At 65.6% G+C, this 18,189-nt stretch carries 13 protein-coding genes and 2 pseudogenes; 7 read left to right on the top strand and 8 right to left on the bottom strand.

The features are described 5' to 3' along the window. Positions 1–161: 161 nt before the first annotated feature. The 3 genes and pseudogenes from cysD to SRU_RS15945 form a co-directional block, all read right to left on the bottom strand. A complete protein-coding gene (cysD, locus tag SRU_RS03045; protein ID WP_011403356.1) occupies positions 162–1,067 on the bottom strand; it encodes a sulfate adenylyltransferase subunit CysD in 906 nt (301 codons plus the stop codon). A gap of 767 nt (positions 1,068–1,834) precedes the next feature. Then, positions 1,835–2,014 carry a hypothetical protein gene (locus tag SRU_RS15410; protein ID WP_011403355.1) on the bottom strand — a complete coding sequence of 60 codons (180 nt, stop codon included), beginning with the start codon at positions 2,012–2,014 and terminating at the stop codon, positions 1,835–1,837. 34 nt (positions 2,015–2,048) lie between these two features. Beyond that, positions 2,049–2,384: pseudogene (locus SRU_RS15945) on the bottom strand (transposase); the annotation flags it as partial. A 668-nt stretch (positions 2,385–3,052) separates the two neighbouring features. Between SRU_RS15945 and SRU_RS03035 the strand changes: the two are divergent. Beyond that, positions 3,053–3,604 (top strand): annotated as a pseudogene (locus SRU_RS03035) (transposase); the annotation flags it as partial. A 160-nt stretch (positions 3,605–3,764) separates the two neighbouring features. After that, positions 3,765–4,394 carry a DUF2231 domain-containing protein gene (locus SRU_RS03030; protein ID WP_237701875.1) on the top strand — a complete coding sequence of 210 codons (630 nt, stop codon included), beginning with the start codon at positions 3,765–3,767 and terminating at the stop codon, positions 4,392–4,394. Positions 4,395–4,409: 15 nt separating this feature from the next. On the opposite strand, the gene SRU_RS03025 is transcribed toward SRU_RS03030, so the two are convergent. From SRU_RS03025 to alr, 4 genes are all read right to left on the bottom strand, one after another. Then, the gene (locus SRU_RS03025) at positions 4,410–6,626 is read right to left on the bottom strand and encodes an alpha-ketoacid dehydrogenase subunit alpha/beta (protein WP_237701874.1); all 2,217 of its coding nucleotides are present in this window, start codon (positions 6,624–6,626) and stop codon (positions 4,410–4,412) included. A gap of 312 nt (positions 6,627–6,938) precedes the next feature. Further along, positions 6,939–8,399: a sensor histidine kinase gene (locus SRU_RS03020; RefSeq protein WP_193345377.1), complete on the bottom strand. Its 1,461-nt coding sequence runs from the start codon at positions 8,397–8,399 to the stop codon at positions 6,939–6,941. Between the two features lie 67 nt (positions 8,400–8,466). Beyond that, complete coding sequence (locus tag SRU_RS03015) at positions 8,467–9,180, bottom strand: response regulator transcription factor (protein WP_011403350.1); 714 nt, start codon at positions 9,178–9,180, stop codon at positions 8,467–8,469. A gap of 166 nt (positions 9,181–9,346) precedes the next feature. Next, positions 9,347–10,525: an alanine racemase gene (alr, locus tag SRU_RS03010; RefSeq protein WP_237701873.1), complete on the bottom strand. Its 1,179-nt coding sequence runs from the start codon at positions 10,523–10,525 to the stop codon at positions 9,347–9,349. A gap of 280 nt (positions 10,526–10,805) precedes the next feature. On the opposite strand from alr, the gene SRU_RS03005 reads away from it, so the two are divergent. From SRU_RS03005 to otsB, 5 genes are all read left to right on the top strand, one after another. Continuing rightward, positions 10,806–13,133 carry a S9 family peptidase gene (locus SRU_RS03005; protein ID WP_164923453.1) on the top strand — a complete coding sequence of 776 codons (2,328 nt, stop codon included), beginning with the start codon at positions 10,806–10,808 and terminating at the stop codon, positions 13,131–13,133. Between the two features lie 12 nt (positions 13,134–13,145). After that, complete coding sequence (locus tag SRU_RS03000; RefSeq protein WP_011403347.1) at positions 13,146–14,102, top strand: glycerophosphodiester phosphodiesterase family protein; 957 nt, start codon at positions 13,146–13,148, stop codon at positions 14,100–14,102. A 58-nt stretch (positions 14,103–14,160) separates the two neighbouring features. After that, positions 14,161–14,481: a hypothetical protein gene (locus SRU_RS02995; RefSeq protein WP_011403346.1), complete on the top strand. Its 321-nt coding sequence runs from the start codon at positions 14,161–14,163 to the stop codon at positions 14,479–14,481. Positions 14,482–14,699: 218 nt separating this feature from the next. Further along, positions 14,700–16,064 (top strand): alpha,alpha-trehalose-phosphate synthase (UDP-forming), encoded by a 1,365-nt coding sequence (locus tag SRU_RS02990; protein ID WP_013061099.1) that lies wholly within the window; start codon positions 14,700–14,702, stop codon positions 16,062–16,064. Positions 16,065–16,210: 146 nt separating this feature from the next. After that, positions 16,211–16,909 carry a trehalose-phosphatase gene (otsB, locus tag SRU_RS02985; RefSeq protein WP_164923452.1) on the top strand — a complete coding sequence of 233 codons (699 nt, stop codon included), beginning with the start codon at positions 16,211–16,213 and terminating at the stop codon, positions 16,907–16,909. Positions 16,910–16,975: 66 nt separating this feature from the next. Here otsB and SRU_RS02980 read toward each other — a convergent pair whose 3' ends face one another. Next, positions 16,976–18,046 (bottom strand): mannose-1-phosphate guanylyltransferase, encoded by a 1,071-nt coding sequence (locus SRU_RS02980; protein ID WP_011403343.1) that lies wholly within the window; start codon positions 18,044–18,046, stop codon positions 16,976–16,978. Positions 18,047–18,189 lie beyond the last annotated feature (143 nt).

Raw genomic sequence — 18,189 nt, 5'->3', positions numbered from 1 at the left:
GCCTACAGGCCGCGCACACGGACCGCTGAACCGGGTCAGTCGCCCAACGCCCCCCATTGCCCCACTCAGCCACTGCCAAAATCAGCCCACGGCCCCCAATGCCAAAATGCCCAAAATGGCCCCAATGCCAAAATGGCCACAATACTTCAATGACCAAATGACTAGAAGTACCCCTCTCGTTTCCGCTCCTCCATCGCGGCTTCGGCCCGCTGGTCGTCGGCCCGGGCCCCGCGTTCGGCCTGCTGCGTCGTGGCCACCTCCGCGATCACCTCGTCGAGCGTCGTCGCCGTCGACTCCACCGCACCGGTGCAGGTCATGTCCCCGATCGTCCGGAAGCGGACCGTCTTCTCCACGTAGTGCTCATCCTCCCGCAGGTCGTTGTACGGGGACTTGGGCAGCAGCACGCCGTCCCGCTCGAACATCGTGCGCTCGTGAGCGAGGTATAGGCTCGGAATCTCGACGCCCTCCTGCCGGATGTACTGCCACACGTCCAGCTCCGTCCAGTTGCTGAGGGGAAAGGCCCGGAAGTGCTCACCCTGCCGGCTCCGGCCGTTGTACAGGTTCCAGAGCTCCGGGCGCTGGTTCTTCGGGTCCCAATTCCCGAATCGGTCGCGGTGCGAGAAGAAGCGCTCCTTCGCCCGCGCCTTCTCCTCGTCCCGGCGCGCCCCGCCCAGGGCCGCGTCGAATCCGTATTCTTCAATCGTGTCGAGCAGCGTGACGATCTGAAGCTTGTTGCGGCTCGCGTCCGGACCCTGCTCCTCCTTCGCCCGGCCCGACTCGATCGTCTCCTCCACGCTGCCCACGATCAGGTCTAAGCCATGCTTCTCCATCAGGGTGTCCCGGAATTCGATCGTCTCCGGAAAGTTGTGGCCCGTGTCCACGTGGAGGATCGGGAACGGCACCTTCGCCGGATAGAACGCCTTCCGCGCCAGGTGAATCATGGTGAGAGAGTCCTTCCCCCCACTGAACATGAGAACGGGGTTGTCGAACTGGGCCACGGTCTCCCGCATGACGTGAATCGCCTCCGACTCCAGCCAGTCGAGGTGCTCAGAGGTGCTATCGGACATGGGCATAGTTGGCGTGCTGCTTCCGTGGAATTTAATATGAAGCGAGGTCGTTCACGTGCGATGCCGTGGCATTCGGATAAGAGGCGTTACCCGAGTGCGAATCCAACGCAATGGGACGGACCAATTGCATCGCTTTTACCTGTCCAGATCCTACTCGTGGTTTACGAGCGGTGTATTTTGGTTGGGCCAGCCGTGTCTCCCCTGTAATTTTTAAGGCACAGGACCATTCTTAAAAGCTCCAGCCGAAAAAGCAATGGGCTCCGTCCCCAAAGTGTCATTTGGTCGGGGTTCTATCCGATCTTCATTGCGGCAAGGGTGCATGGCAGCCATTCATGTTCTTTTCCACAGGGAGAGAGCCACTCTTGCCTCGATACGCCGTGGCGGGACCACCAAGTGGCAGGATCACCAACTTGCTGAAGCCAACGGTCCAGAGGCAGACATTAGCCACTGCGGCCTCAGCGACTGCCAGAGACCAGATCATTTGACTGGTACCGTTTGTTTTGCAGGATTTCCGGGCGGAACAGTACAACTTTGGCTGAGACGCTTCTGGTTCTCATCTGCAGACCAATTTGGTGCGATTGCACTTGACAAGCAACCGATGGGGCAGATGCTCCCCGAGAAATGAAACAATTTAGTATCTCGAAAAATAAACGTCTCGCTTACGGCGGTAGCTGTAAGCTCCCCTGCTGGCTGTCCCTTCCAAGAGACCAGGCCAGCAGGGTTTTTTTGTTGCAATGGGAAAGGTGCTGGAAATGCTTAACCCAATTTCAGTCGCGGGTTGAATCAGCGGGTTGGGACACGATGCCGGCTCGCTCCAGATTGAAGTGGAACACCTTCAGCAGCAGGCTTGCCTGTGGGCCGTGCCAGGACTGTGCGTAGACTCGACCGGTGAACCGGCGCCAGAGGCCCGAAAAGCTGCTTTCGGCCTGCCGGATGGCCTGGCGCACGGCCAGTCGTGGCGCACGGACAGTCGAAGAGGTCGCTACCCCGGTATCCCCTATCGGCCAGAAGGACGCCTCCGCTCGTCGACCGCGCCAAGGCGGGAGCGGCGACCTGGTCGCTTCGGTTGCCTGGAAGGAGCATGGCAGCGGATACCATCTGCGTCGGCCGGTGGATGAGCGCGTGAATCTTGAATCCGTAAAACCAGTCTCCTAGCGCTTTCACCCCGACCTTTGCGCTGTCTTCGGCTAGTAGGCGAGCCCGGCCATGGCGCGCCACCTCACGCAGCGAGATCGGCAGCGAGTCGGCCGCTTGACTTCTCCCCCGGATGATGGTGATTGAGAAATTATACCTGTAACACGTGGGCCGGGTTATCATGGGAATCAGCACCTATCGTCACGCTGTCTTCTCACGCCGACCCTTTTGCCCATGCCCTCCGCGCTGACCCTTGCCCTGACCGACGCCGAACGCCGCACGCTCTGCGATGCTCGCAAGCGCCACGACAAGCCCTACGTTCGGGAACGCGCTGCTGCTCTGCTGAAGATAGACGACGGTTGGTCCGGCCGCAAAGTTGCCCGCGGGGGTCTTTTGCAGTCCCGTACTCCCGACACCGTCTACACCTCCTATCACGACTGGCAAGATCACGGAATTGCTGCCCTACACATCGAGGAAGGCCGCGGGCTCTGGGCCCGCTTTTCCCCTGAGCACAGCTTGGAGGAGGAGGCTCGCGAGGCCGCGCTACGCCTGGTGCGCCGCACCCCGCGCAGCATGGGTCTCGATCGGACGCGCTGGACCCTGGGTCTCCTGGCCCGGAAGATGGAGGCGGTCGGAGACATTCCCGACAGCACCCGCCCGAGGAGGATTCTCGAATCTGCTCGGCCGATTGGGCATCTCTTACAAGCGGGGGCTCTCGGCGAATGCGAAGTCCAGATCCAGACTACGAAGAGAAGCGCCAGTACGCCGCCGAGCGGCTTCAGGAGGCCCGCACCGACTCAGACGTGACGCTACTCTACCTTGGGTGAGCGCGGGCACGAGAAGATCCCTACCCTCGCGACCGAGGCTACGAGGCGAAGGGAGAGAAGCAGCCGACCGCCGCTCCTTCGCAGAGCTCCAGCCAGCAGATGCGCGTTGCGGCCTGCCTGAACGCCACTACCGGGACAGTACACGCTCGCCGGGCCGAAGAGACCGGCCGACAGGTCTTGCTCGATCTCTATCGGGAGGTTGTCGACTGCTATCCGGAAGCTCAGGTAATTTACATAGTACAGGATAACTGGCCGGTTCACTACCACGCCGGCATTATCGGAAAACTGGAGCCCCAGCAGTGGCCCTGGCCCTTCAAGGTCCCTGGCAACTGGCCGGAGGTTCCCTCAGGAGCGACAGCCGAAGACCCGCTGCCGATTCAAGTGGTTGGCCTGCCGACCTATGCTCCGTGGCCGGGTCCGATTGAGAAGCTATGGCGCTATCTGAAACAGGAAGTGGTTCATCTACATCAAGAAGAGAACTTCGCCCCGCTTCACGATCACGTCGATGCCTTCCTGGATCAGTTCGCGGACGGATCCCAGCATCTGCTCCGGTGTGTAGGATTGTTACCAAATTAAATAATCAACGACCATAAGCCGGGAGTCCATGAACCGACAGGTTCAGGCCTTTCTCGTGCTCTACCCAATACTGTTAGGGATTGATGGGGCCTTCGGAAACACCCTTCTACGATGGCAGGTAACGGGAATCCTTCCTCTTCTGAGATCTATATGCTTCACTGTGATCCCCGACTTTCTACTGCCCGAGTGGGTGCCCAACGCACATCCACTCATCGTGCACTTCCCCATCGCTCTCATTTTCGTGGCCATTGCCGCCGACGCCCTCGCCCTATGGCTCGGGGAGCGCTGGGAGACAGGCCAGGAGGTGGCGACGGGGCTCTACGCGGCGACGGGGCTGAGCGCGGTCGTGAGCTACTACAGCGGCACCTGGGCGATCGACACGGTTTCCATCGTGACGCCCGGCGCCGCCCAGACCCTGTCGGCGCACTCGTTCTGGGCGTGGTACACGATGGTCTCGACGAGCGGGTACGCCCTCCTTCGGGCCGCCGGGCTCTTTATTCACTGGGTCCGGACCCGGCGCGCCGCCCATCTCGTCCTGTTCCTCCTCGGGCTGGGGACCCTGGTTCCGATGCACGAGACCGGGGAGAACGGCGGGGCCATGGTGTACAAGCGGGGCGTCGGCGTCACGCGCACGCAGGAGATACCGGCCCCGTCTTCTCCCGCCCCGGACTCCACACGTCGGGACACGGTGCAACAGGACACGGTGCAACAGGACACGGTGCAACGGGACACAGTGCAGGGTCCCGCCCCGGCGGCAGGCTCGTCCTCCCCCGGCGCCGGGGCCCCGTAGCCCCGCCGGGCAGGTCTAAAACGCGGCCAGGTCACGCGCCGCCTCCAGAATGCCCTCGTCGCTCGGGAGCACGCTCCGCTCCAGCGAGTGGGCGAACGGGATGGGCGTAAACTCGCCGGCGACGCGGCGGATGGGGGCGTCGAGGTACGTAAACGCGTCGTCGGCAATCTGGGCGCTGAGTTCGGCGCCGAAGCCGATGAACTCGTGATCCTCGTAAACGACGAGCGCGCGGTTCGTCTTCCGCACCGACTCCAGAATCGTCTCCGAGTCGAGCGGCACGATGGTGCGCAGGTCGACGACCTCCACGTCCACGCCCTCCTGCTCCAGCTCCTCCGCCACGTTGAGCGACTTTTGGGTCATCATGCCGTAGGTCACGATCGTCATGTCCGACCCCTCGCGGGCGATGCGCGCCTTTCCGAAGGGCAGGGTGTAGTCCTCCGGCGGCGTGGGGGTGCGGGCCGACGCGGCGCGGTAGAGCGCCTTGTGCTCCAGGAAGAGCACCGGGTCCTCCGAGCGGATGGCGGTGGCGAGGAGGCCCTTCGCGTCGGCGGCCGTGGACGGGAGGGCCACCTTCAGGCCCGGCGTATGGCCGAAGATGGACTCGATGTTCTGCGAGTGGCACAGGCCGCCGTGGATGTAGCCCCCACAGGGCACGCGGACGACCATCGGGCAGCTCCACTCCCCGTCCGAGCGGTAGCGGAAGGGCGCCACCTGATTGCGCAGCTGCTGCATTGCCGGCCAGATGTAGTCGGCAAACTGGATCTCGACAACCGGCGTGAAGCCGCTCGCGGCGTACCCCACCGCGGTGCCAATGATGGACCCTTCCGCCAGGGGGGAGTTGAAGCAGCGGTCCCCGCCAAACTCGTCGGTGAGGTCCTTGGTCGCGGTGAAGACGCCGCCCTTGTCGCCCGCCACGTCCTCGCCGTACACGATGACCGACTCGTCACGCGCCATCTCTTCTTTGAGCGTGCGGTTGATGGCGTCGACCATCACCATCGGCTCGGCGTCCTCGTCGAGGTCGTCTTCGGAATTGTAGTCGAGACCGAGGTCGCCCTCGAAGAAGACGTGGTCGCCGGCGGTTTCAGGGGAGGGGCCGTCCTGCCGTTTCGCCCACTCGGTCGCCTCGTCGACCTCTTCGTGGACCTCCTCCTGCAGGGCCTCGGCATCTGCCTCCGTCAGAATGCCTTCGCCGATGAGGGCCGCCTCCAGGCGGTCAATGGGGTCGATCTTGCGGTCGGCCTCCAGCTCGTCGGGCGTGCGGTACTTGGTGTGGTCGTCCGAGGAGGAGTGCGGCAGCAGGCGCACCACGTCGGCCACGAGACAGACCGGCCCCTTGCCGTCGCGGATGTGTTGGATGGCGGCCTGCGCGGCGGCGGCACTGGCGAAAAAGTCGGTCCCGTCCACGCGCATCCGGCTGAGCCCTTCGTAGCCCGCAGCCAGCTTGTAGGGGGTGCCGCCCGCGGTCTGCTCCTCGATGGGAACGCTGATGGCGTACTTGTTGTCCTGCACCAGAAACAAGGCGGGCGCCTGCTCGCGGGCCGCCCAGTTGAGGGCCTCGTGGAAGTCGCCCTGCGAGGTGGCCCCGTCGCCGCACGAGATGTACACATAGCTATCCTCCCCGCGCTGCTGAATTCCAAACCCGAACCCGACCCCGGGGTTGAACTGCGCCCCGACCGACGAGGCCGTTGTCATGACGTTGAGGTGCTTCAGGCCGAAGTGCTCCGGCATCTGACGACCCCCCGAGTTCGGGTCGTCGGCCTTGGCGAGGTGGGCCAGCAGGGCCTCCTTTGTCGTCATCCCGAGGGAGAGCGCCATGCACAGGTCCCGGTAGTAGAAACAGAACCAGTCGTGGCCGGGGCCCTCGCCGGGCCGGGAGTAGCGGCTGAGGGCCGACTGCACGGCTTCGTGCCCGGCACACCCGATGTGGAAGTGTCCCTCCCCCTGCTTGAGCAGCGTCATCATCTTTTCGTCGAGCCGCCGCGAGAGCATCATCGTGCGGAGCCGCTGCCGCAGGTCGTCGGGCTCAAAATCGGCGGGGGACAGCTCGTCGACCTCAATCGATCCGTCCGACGTGATGGACGGAATCTGGGGGATGGCCGCGTGGCCGTCCCCATGCATGAGGTTTTCGGCCGGAATCTCCTCCGCGGCCGTCTTCACGCCCCCCGCCGCGCCGGACGGCGAGGACGATGCATTCGTCTGAGTGTCACGGTCCGAGTCGTTCGTGTCTTGCATCTCGGGTGGTAGCCATTGGTCGAAGCCAGCTGGATAAGTCGACACGGCGTCGAGCGCCAAAGGATCCCCTTCCGCCGTTTGTCCCCGCCTGCCTCCCGCCCATGCGTTCTCCAGGACACCATGACCGCCATGGGGGTGCGTACTGCGTCACCCCCACTTGAAAGCGCTTCCGGAGCGTCCGTTCTCTAAGGAAAAGGGGCAGACACCTCTTCTAGAGTATACAAAATTCTCGGGACTCCAAAAAGCCCCCTGTGGCGGCCGGTCGCGAAGGCAGGACGACCGAGCAACGACGGCCGCAGGCCACACGTCGGGCTACGCCTCAACGGCTTCCGGCTCCGGCTCGTAGGGAAGCTCAAACCAGAATCGGGTCCCTCGTCCCTTGGTGCTCTCGACGTGGATGTCTTCGCCGTGGGCCTGCAGGATCTGCTTGACGATGCTGAGCCCGAGCCCGGTTCCCCCACTCTCGCGGGAGCGGTCCGGGTCCACCCGGTAGAAGCGTTCGAAGATGCGGTCGAGGTGGTCTTCGTCGATGCCCTGCCCCGTGTCCACGACCTCCACGCGGACCTTGTCGAGGCGCCGCTGCACCCGGCACCGCACCGACCCGCCCCCCGTGTAGGCGATCCCGTTCTCGATGAGGTTGGTCAGTACCTGGCGGACGCGGGAGCGATCGGCGTGGACGAAGAAGCGCGACACGTCGGCCTCCAGGTCGAGCCCCTTTTCCTCGGCCTTGGGCCGAAGCATCTCGGCCACCTCGTCGACCAGGTCCTTTAGGTCAAACACCGACCGGTTGATGAGGTCCTCCTTGTACTCGAGGCGGGCAATGTCGATGAGATCGTTGAAGAGGTTCTGGAGGCGATTTAGGTTGGTGAGCGCCTTCTCGGAGTACATCTTCCGCTGCTCGTCGTCGAGCCCGGGCGTCCCGAGGGCCTCCAGGTACCCACTGATGGAAAAGATCGGGTTGCGGACCTCGTGGGAGACGTTGCCGATGAACTCGCTCTGCAGCCGGGTCATGCGCTCCAGCTCTTCGATCTTCTCCCGGAACGTGTCGGAGGCCCGGTTGAGGCTCTCGGCAAGGTCCTGAAACTCCGCCGCGCGGGACTCGACCTGAATTTTGCCGGTCAACTTTCCATCCGCCACCCGGCGGGCCGTTTCGCTAATGCGGGTGAGGGGGGTTGTGACCTGGTAGGCCGCGATGAAGCTGCCGATGAGGGCCAGCACGAGTGCCAAAATCATCCCCAGCACGAGCACGACCTGAGAGCGCTGGGCCAGCGAGTACAGCGGCGGGGGCGGCTGGCCCACCTGCACGATCAGGTTCGCGGAGGGGCGGTAGAGGGCCGCAAGGAAGAACTGCTGCCCGTCGTCGGGGTCGTGCCGTGCAAACCGGACCGTCTCCTCCGTCATGTTCCGGAGGGCCGACACCTCGACCAGCGTGTCGGCCGGAAACGGGGGGGCCGTCTGCGGGGAGGGACGGTAAGTCGTGTCGGGGGTAACGAGGGAGACGTGCAGGTCTTGCAGCTCCGTCAGGTTGTCCACGATGCGCCCACGCCCCGCCGGGCCGGGCTCCTGCTCCGCCTGCACCGCAATCCGGTCGGCCTGGTCGTGGAGCGTCTCCTGCATGGCCGTTCGCATCTCTCCCCGGAGGACCAGCATCACGTACAGCCCCACGCCCACGACGGCCGTGCCCACGAACAGGGCAAACGTCAAGACCATCCAGGTCTGCGTTGAGGCCCGGCGGGGCAGGAGCGCGTCCCGAATCGACCGAACGAAAGACATACAGCGCAGGCAAGAGCCAACTCCCGCGAATCACAGGCGAACCCCGATGGGACTACGCTTCGTGGGACTACGCTTCGGCCGATTCCTCCTCCTGCACGAACCGGTACCCAACGCCCCGAACCGTCTGGATGTGCTTGGCGAAGTCGCCCAGCTTCTCGCGCAGGTTCTTAATGTGCGCGTCCACGGTTCGCTCGGTCACCATCATCGCGTCCTTCCAGATGGTTTCCAGCAGCTGCTGGCGGGTAAAGGCCTTGCGCGGATGGCGCACCAGGTAGCGAAGCAGCTCAAACTCCGTCAGTGTCAGGCCCAGGTCCTCCCCGTTCAGTTCCGCGCGGTACTCGTCCTCGTAGATCTTGAGGCCGTCCACTTCGAGGATGCTGCTCTCCTCCACGCCGGAGCGCCGGAGCACGGCCTTCACGTGCGCCACGAGCACCTGTGGCGAGACGGGCTTGGTGAGGTAGTCGTCGCCCCCAAGCATCAGGCCCTCAATCTGGTCCTCCTCTTCGGTCTTTGCACTCAAAAAGACAATGGGAATCTCTTCGGTCTCGACGCTGTCTCGGAGCTCTCGACACACCTCATAGCCGTCTACGCCGGGAAGCATGATGTCCAGGACGATCAGGTCGATTTTTCCGGAGGCCGTCTCGAGGGCCTCCTCCCCATCGAACGCCGTGTGAACAGTATATCCTTCCTCCTCAAGAAAATGACCTACGACTTCGACGACATCTTTTTCGTCGTCAACGACGAGAACATCGATGTCGCTGGGGTCGGCAGTAATGGGCATTGGTTATAGGGGGATTAATGAGTAGAAATAAACCTTTATAGATCGTTCTGATCGCAGATCGGGAACGAACGATTCGCTCGCCTTACATCCTATGCGACAGCCACAGGATGGGATGCAGCATCTGCATTGTGACTGCCGACTTAAATGTAACGATAGCGTGTATCGTTCAGCCCCCCGACGCGGTGGGCCGTGTCAGACGGGACGGAGCCCGCATGTCGTCGGTGCCGTTTTCGTCGGTGCAATTTACGTGCCGTCGGGGCACACGGGGGGACACCCCGCACAGAATCTCGTAGGGGATGGTATCGCTCCACTGGGCCACGTCGTACGCGGTGGGCCCGGCGGGGCCGAACAAGACGGCCTCGTCGCCCCGGTCGACCCGCGTGGCCGGGGCCTCGTTTGGCGGCCCAAGATCAACCATACACATGTCCATGCAGATGGTGCCCACGATGGGACACGAGGCGCCCCCAATCCGCACCGAGGCGCGGCCGGAGCACCGGCGCGGGTAGCCGTCGCCGTACCCGATGCCTAGCGTCGCGATGCGGGTCCGGCGCGGGGCCTCCCACTGCGCCCCGTAGGAGATCGGCGTGCCGGCCGGGACCGTCTTGAGGTGGGTGACCCGGGCCGCAAGCCGCATCGCCGGACGCAGGTCGAGGCGGGCGCTCAGCTCCGGGGTCGCCGCCAGGCCGTACAGCGCAATGCCGCTCCGGACAAGGGACGCGTCGAACTCGTGGGTGGGCGCCCCGATGGTGAGGAGCCCCCCCGTGTTGGCCGCGTGCACGTGCTCGACGTCCACGTCGACCGCGCCCACCACCGCCCGAAAGCGATCGAGTTGGGTCTGTGCAAACGAACTTCCGGGGGCGTCGGCCGTCGCGAAGTGGGTCCACAGCCCGGCGAGGCGGACGCCGGAGGCGTCGGCCAGGCGCGTCATCACCGCCGGCACGTCGTCGGGGGCCAGTCCCAGGCGCCCCATGCCCGTGTCGACCGTCACGTGGACCCGGAGCGGGGCCTCCGGCGACGCGTGCCGCACGACCGCGGCCGCAACGTCGGCCGAAGAGACAGTCAGGTCAAGGTCGTATTCGGCATACCGCGGCAGCTGCGTGGGGGCCGGGGCCCCAAGGACAAGAATGCGCCCCCCGTGTCCGGCCTCCCGCAGGTGCACGCCCTCCGGCAGCCGGGCCACGCCGTAGTGACGAATCCCCGCCTCGTAGGCCGCCTGGGCCACTGGGCGCACGCCGTGTCCGTACGCGTCGGCCTTGATGATGGCCATCACGTCGGCCCCACCGGCCCGCTCCTGCAAAACGCCTGCGTTGTGCCGAATAGCCGCCAGGTCTACGGTGGCGGTCACCGGCGCGGCTCCGACTGTGTGAGGCGACCGATCGATGGCAAAAGGGACAGGGCTGCGCGCGAAGATGAGTGAGCAGGCGCATGATAGGCGCCTGCCCGGACGATGGTTCCCAAAGCCCTCAGCCCCGATGGCCCGACGGACGTGTTCGCCGCGCCCGCCGGCCTCGCAACCCACAGGGCTTCGACCAGTTGAGTTAACTGGCACCACAAATGCCCCACGAGACGAATATGTTCTCGGCAGTCGTGCCGGTCATTTCTCCCTAACCAGTTCTCCGTCCTTGATGATGCGCCGCATCGCCTTTTCGCTCGTCGCTCTTCTGGTGCTCTCCGTCCCCGCAGGTCCTGTGCAGGGGCAGGATGGCCCCGAGTTTACCCTCGAAAGCATCCACGCCTCGGCCACGCTCCGCGCCAGCACCTTTCAGGGCGGGAAATGGGCGGATCAGGGCCCGGTCATCACGTACATCGAGGCCGCCGACTCCGCCGACGCGACGCACCTCATGCGCTACAACCTGCGGACGGACAAGCAGACGCGGGTGATTGACGGGACGACCCTGCATGCAGGCGACGTAGGCCGGGTCGTGCCGATTGAGGACTACACCTTTGGCCCAGCGGGCGACAAGGTGCTGATCTACACGGACTCGAAGGAGGTGTGGCGCGCCAATACGAAGGGCTACTATTACGTCTACGACCTCGACGCACAGACGCTCACGCCGGTCTCCGATCGCGACAGGGGGTACCAGATGTTTGCGAAGTTCAGCCCGTCGGGCGCGAAGGTGGCCTTCGTCCGGAACCGAAACCTGCACGTCGTGAACCTGACGACGGGGACGGAGACGGCCCTCACGACGGACGGCGACGAGGGCACCATCATCAACGGCACGTTTGACTGGGTCTACGAGGAGGAGTTTGGCGTGCGGGACGGCTGGCAGTGGGGCCCGGACGGCCGGCGCATCGCGTTCTTCAAGCTCGACGAGTCTGAGACCCGCTCGTTTCCGCTGATGAACAACACCGCGCGCTACCCGGACATCACGACGTTTCGCTATCCGAAGGCGGGCGAACAGAACAGCGAGATCAAAATCGGGGTGGTCGACCTCGCGGCGGTCGACACCACCGCCCGGGGCCAGCCGCAGGCGATCCAGTACTTCGACACCAATACGTGGAACGCCGGGGGCCAGGCGCACGAGTACCTGGCCCGCATGGGCTGGACCCCCGAGATCGACGGCACACACCGGGTTTGGATGTACCGTCTCAACCGGAACCAGAACGTCCTCGATCTCCTGTACGGCCACCCCGAGACCGGACGCACGGAACCGGTCCTCCAGGACACGCAGGACACGTACATCGACGTCACGGACGACAAGCTCACCTACCTCGACGACGGGGAGCACTTCGTCTTCCTGTCGGAACGGAGCGGGTACAACCACGCCTACCTGTACCGCACCGACGGCACGGAGCTGGGCCCGATCACCGGGGGCGAGTGGGAGGTGACGCAGTTCCATGGCGTGGACACGGAGGCCTCGACGGCCTACGTCACCGGCACCCGCGACACCTCGCTGGAGCGGCACCTCTACGCGACCGACGTGTCGCTTGACGCGCACGAGGAGGCCCCGCCCGCCCGTAAGGTGACGTCGCGACCGGGGTGGCACGCCATCAACCTGTCGACGGACCGCGACTACTACATTGACCGGCACTCGGCGGCGGGCACCCCGCCCTCCTGGGCCCTCCACGAGGCGTCCGGCGACCGTCTCACGACGCTCCAGGCTAACGACACACTCGAGAAGCGCCTCGACAGCCTCAATCTTCCCCCGAAGCAGTTCACGCGCCTCCCGGGGGCCGACGGCACCGCCCTCAACGCGTCCATCATCAAGCCCAACGACTTCGATCCCGCCCGGACGTACCCGGTGCTGATGTACGTGTACGGCGGGCCCGGCGTGCAGACGGTCACCAACCAGTGGGGCAGCAGCCGGCAGCTGTGGCACCAGTACCTGGCCCGGGCGCACGACATGGTCGTCGTCAGTGTCGACAACCGGGGCACCGGCGGGCGCGGAAAGGCGTTCCAGGACGTGTCGTATCAGCGCCTCGGCCAGCCGGAGTCGGCCGACCAGATCCGCGCGGCACAGGCCCTAGCCGACTCCGCGTGGGTCGACGACGCCAACATCGGCATCTGGGGCTGGAGCTACGGCGGGTACATGACCCTCATGTCCATGCTGACCGAGGACGGCCCGTCCACGTTCGACACGGGCGTCTCGGTGGCCCCCGTCACCGACTGGCGGCTCTACGACACCATCTACACCGAGCGCTACATGTCGACGCCCGACCAGAACGCAGACGGCTACAAGAACGGCGCCCCGCAGGCCTACGCCGACCGCCTGCGCGAGGACCAAAACCTACTGATCGTACACGGCGACGACGACGACAACGTGCACTTCCAAAACAGCGTCCAGATGGTGAATCGTCTGCAGTCGGCCAACAAGCAGTTCCGGTTTATGATGTATCCGACCCACGAGCACGGCATTGCGGGGGGACGGACGCGGCTGCACCTGTTCACCATGATCACCAACCACCTCACCGAACACTTGTCTTCGGACGAGCCCGCACAGCACACGGAATAGCCTCCCCGCACGATGACGCCGGCCCTACTGCTCTCCCTTCTCGCCACGGTCGGGATCGGGATGCCCGCCACCGCAGGCGCCGCTCCTCCCCCCGACTCGGTGGCCCCGCCAGAGGCCTTCGACCTGCAGGGCCACCGGGGCGCCCGCGGCCTCGCCCCCGAAAACACGATTCCGGCGTTCCGTCGGGCCCTGGCACTCGGCGTGACGACGCTGGAGATGGACGTTGTGATCAGTGCCGACGGGGCGGTCGTCGTGTCGCACGAGCCGTGGATGCACCCCGACATCTGCACGCTCCCGTCCGGGGCCCCGGTGCCTGAAGGCGACGCACGCGGGCACAACCTCTACCAAATGCCGTACGTCGATATCGAGCGGTACGACTGCGGCCGGCGACGACACCCTGACTTTCCCCGGCAGGCCCCCCAGCCGGCCGTCAAGCCCCGCCTCCACGACGTGATTCGGATGGCGGAGGCCTACGTGGTGGAGCACGACCGCCCCCCCACGTTCTACAACATCGAGATCAAGTCGCGGCCCGCTTGGGACGGGACGTTTCATCCCGAGCCGGAGGCCTTCGCACAGCGTGTCCTCGAGGTGGTGCGTGGGCGTGGCGTCGCGGCCCGGACGACGATCCAGTCGTTCGACGAGCGGGCCCTCCGGGCGGCCCGGCGCCTGCGTGGGGACGCGGACCCGGCCGTGGGGCTTGCCCTTCTGGCAACGGACGGCACGGCGGAGGCCCTCCCGGACCAACTCGACGCCCTCGGCTTCGTGCCGGCCGTATACAGCCCCGCCCACACTACGGTCGACGCGGGGCTGCTGCGGGCCGCCCACGACCGCGGGCTCCGGGTGGTCCCCTGGACCGTCAACGAGCGCGACACGATGCGCCGCCTGATTCGCCTCGGGGTCGACGGCCTCATTACCGACTACCCGGACACCGGCATGGACGTCGTCGAGACCATGTCCGTCGGCGAATGACCCCCTTCCGGGCTTCCGGCACCGCCCCCCACTGCCAATTCATTCCCCCCTTTCTTCCATGACACGCGACGGCCCAGACACGGACGCCCCAGACACGGACACGTCCGCCAAGCGACACTATCGGAACTGGACGGTTCTTGCCCCGCTCGGCCTCCTGGCCACCGGCCTCGGCGCCAGCGGCGTTGGGCAGTCCACCCTCCTCAAGGGCCGCGGCGCGCCAACCTGGAAATGGGTGGCCGCCGGCACGGCCAGCCTCGTGGCGCTCAACGCCGGCCTGTGCCTCTTCGGCGACGCCATCAAGCACCGCGCGCTCTACGAATGGGCGCACGAGCAGGAGGCCGAGGCCGACGATGCCGGGCATGCGGAGGGGCTCCAATGAGGAGGGGCTCCAATGAGGAGACGACGGAACGGAGGATCCGCCAGGGGACGTCGACCGCGGCGGAACAGCACCCGCCACGGGCCTTGCCTTCGTTCGTCCGCACCGGTATGCTGGTAGCGCTCATCGTGCGTGGCGCCCACGCGCGCCTCGACCGTCGCCCCGGGCGGGCGGGTCCGGGGCCCAATCACTGCTTTTTTGACCACGCAGCCCCCATCGCCTTGAGCCTGACTGTAGTCGCGAACCGTGTCCCCATTCGACAGACCGACGACGGCTGGGAAACGTCGGTGGGCGGCCTCACCACTGCCCTCCTTCCCGTGCTCGAAGAGGAAGGGGGGATGTGGGTGGGCATGGGCGAAGACCCGGACCTGCCCGAGCGCCAGGAGTACCCGGCCGACGATCCCGACTTTCTCGTGCGGCGCGTGCCCCTGAGCTCGAAGGAACTTGAGGGGTACTACTACGGCATGGCCAACCAGATCCTGTGGCCGCTGTCGCACTACCTGATCCAGCACCTCAACCTGGACGACCAGTTCATCGAGACGTACCGCCAGGTAAATGAGCGCTTCGCCGAGGCCGTCCTCGCGGAAACCGAGACGGGCGACGAGGACGTCATCTGGATCCAGGATTATCACCAGATGCTGTCGCCCAACCTCATCCGGCAGGAGCGCCCGGACGCCACGATCGGCCACTTCTGGCACATTCCGTGGCCCGCCATGGAGATCTTCCGCATCCTGCCGTGGTCGCGCGAGCTGCTGCGCGGCATGCTGGGCTGCGACCTGATCGGCTTTCACGTGCAGGAGTACGTCGACAACTTCATCGAGAGCGCCGAGGTGCTGCTCGGCGCGGAGGTCGACGGCGACCGCGTCCGGCACAACGGGCACGAGACCCGGGTGGAGGCCCACCCCATCGGCATCGACGTGGACCGCTTCAAGGAGATGTCCCGGGACGACTCCATCGAGCAGGACGCCCAGAAATTCCGCGAGCGCCTCGGCTCCGACCACATCGTCATCGGCATCGACCGGCTCGACTACACGAAAGGCATTCGGTCGCGCATGCTGGCCTTCGAGAAGTTCTTGGAGGAGAACCCCGAGTACCACGGCAATGTGAGCTTCTTTCAGATCGCCACCCCGAGCCGCACGGAGCTGGAGTCGTACCAGCAGATCCGACGCGAGGTGGACGAGGTGGTGGGCCGCATCAACGGCCGCTTTGCCGAAGAAAACTGGGTGCCCGTCAACTACCGCTACCGGACGTACACGCAGTACGAGCTGTGCGCCTTCTACCGGGCGGCCGACGCGGCGCTCATCACGCCCCTCCGGGACGGCATGAACGTGGTCACCCAGGAGTTCGTCACCGCCTCGCAGGACGGCGTGCTCATCCTCTCAGAGCTGACCGGGGCCGCCTACCTGCTGCCGGAGGCCGTGCAGGTCAACCCCTACGACCACGGCGGCGTGGCCGACGCCATCCGCACCGCCCTCGAGATGCCGACGGGCGAGCGCGAGGAGCGGCTCGCCGGGCTCAAGGACACCATCGAGACCCTCGACGTGCACAACTGGGCCGGGAATTTCCTAGACTCGATCCAGGAGTAGGAGCCTCGTGATCTGTGGTTTGCCGTCCGGAGGCCAGAGGCTGCTCCGGCGTAGAGGCACGTGTTGCGTAGTGCGTATTGCGCAATGCGTGGCACCCCACGGATACGAAATACGGAATACAAAACACGCGACACGAACGGCCGCTCATGCCCACCGTCGTCGAGCCCCCCCTATTTTTCCTCGACTACGACGGCACCCTTGCCCCCATCGTGGACGACCCGGCCGCGGCGGTGCCCCACCCCGAGGCCCCGGACCTGCTCCGCGACCTCGACGCGCAGTTTCCCCTCTGGATCGTCACGGGGCGCGACCTGCAGGCCCTCTCCTCGTTTCTCGATCGCCCGTACTCGGCGATCGGCCTGCACGGGGCGCAGGAGGGCGTCGTGGGCCGGGACATCCACAACCGCATGTCGGACGAGGCCGCCGCGGCCCTCCGCCGCCTCCGCGCCTCCGTGCCGTCGGTCGACGGGCTCCGGGTTGAGGACAAGGCCCGCTCCTTCGCGGTGCACTACCGCGAGGCCAGGGACGAGTCCGGCGCACGGGACCAGCTCAAGGACTGGCTCGCCGACCTCCCGGAGGTCCTCGACGCCATCTGGGGCAAGAAAGTGGTGGAGCTCCGTCCGGACGGGTTAACGAAAGGCACCGCCGTGCGCCGCATCGCGGCACAGCACCCCGATCATGTGCCCGTCTACCTGGGCGACGACGTGACGGACGAGGACGCATTCGCGGCGCTCCAGGAAATGGACCGGGACGCCGTCTCCATTAAGGTCGGCCCCGGCGACACGCGGGCCGACGCGCGGCTCGACGGCCCCGACGCCGTCATGGCGTACCTGCGCCGGTACGTGTAGGCCCGGCCGCCGCATCGAACCGGACAGTCCGGCGGGGCCCCCGATGCCGGCCGGGCGCCGCCCTGGTCACACGTACTCCTCAAACTGGTGGGCGTGGAGGTACTCCACCACCTGCTTCACCTGCTGGGCACTCTCGCGGTCGCAGACCAGCACCGCGTCGCCGGTGTCGACGACCACCTTGTCGTGGATGCCCACGAGCACCACCAGCCGGTCCTCGGTCTGGACGTAGCACCGGCTGGAGTCCTGCATGATGACCTCCCCCTCGATGACGTTGCCGTGCTCGTCCTTTTCGCTCAGGTCGTAGACGGCCCGCCAGTCGCCCACGTCGTTCCAGTCGAACGTGCCCGGCACCACGTAGACCGTGTCGGCCTGCTCCATCACCCCGTAGTCGATGGAAATGCGCGGGCTTTCCCGGAAGGCTTCGGTAAGCGTCTCGGAGTCGGCGGCGCCGTCGGCCGCACGGACCGGGGCGAACGCTTCGTGGGCATCGGGCAGATGCGTCTCAATCTGGTCGAGGATCGTGTCCGCCCGCCAGATAAACATGCCGCTGTTCCACAGAAAGTCGCCGGCGTCGATGAACCGCTCGGCCGTGGACTGGTCCGGCTTCTCGGCAAAGGTGCGCACGGGATAGGCCTCCAGGGCCGGCGGGTCCGCCCCGGAGCCGTCGTACTGGATGTAGCCGTACCCGGTGGCCGGATACGTGGGGTCGATGCCGATGGTGACGAGGGCGTCGCGCTCCTGGGCGGCGTCGAACGCCACGTCCAGCGTGTCGTGGAACCGGGCCACGTTCCCGATGACGTGGTCGGCCGGGAGGACTGCCATCGTCGCGTCCGGGTCCCGCTTCGCGAGCGTCGTGGCCGCGTAGGCGATGCAGGGGGCCGTGTTGCGGCTGATCGGCTCCGCGAGGATGTTCTCCTCCGGAACGGCCGGAAGCTGCTTCTTCGTCTTCTCCACGTACCGCTCGTGGGTCACCACCAGACACCGCTCCGGCGGCACGAGCCCCTGGAGCCGCGCGATGGTGTTTTGGATGAGCGTCCCGTCACCGAAGATGTCCAGAAACTGCTTGGGGTGCTCCTTGCGGCTGACAGGCCAGAAGCGGGTGCCGATACCCCCGGCCATGATGACAGCATACCTCATAGAAACGTCGGATTGAAGAGAAAAAATAAGAGTTGCTTCAGCGGGCAGCGTCCCACGCGGAATCGTGGGGCGTGGCTCATGAGGAGAGCTTTAAACATAGGCCTCGACGCGGGAAGTTGCACGCCTCTATTTAGACCTCCACC

This window comes from Salinibacter ruber DSM 13855 (genome assembly GCF_000013045.1).
Lineage (GTDB): Bacteria > Bacteroidota > Rhodothermia > Rhodothermales > Salinibacteraceae > Salinibacter > Salinibacter ruber.
Note: the sequence above shows the minus strand (reverse complement) of the source record. Positions and strands in the feature narration are given on the sequence as shown.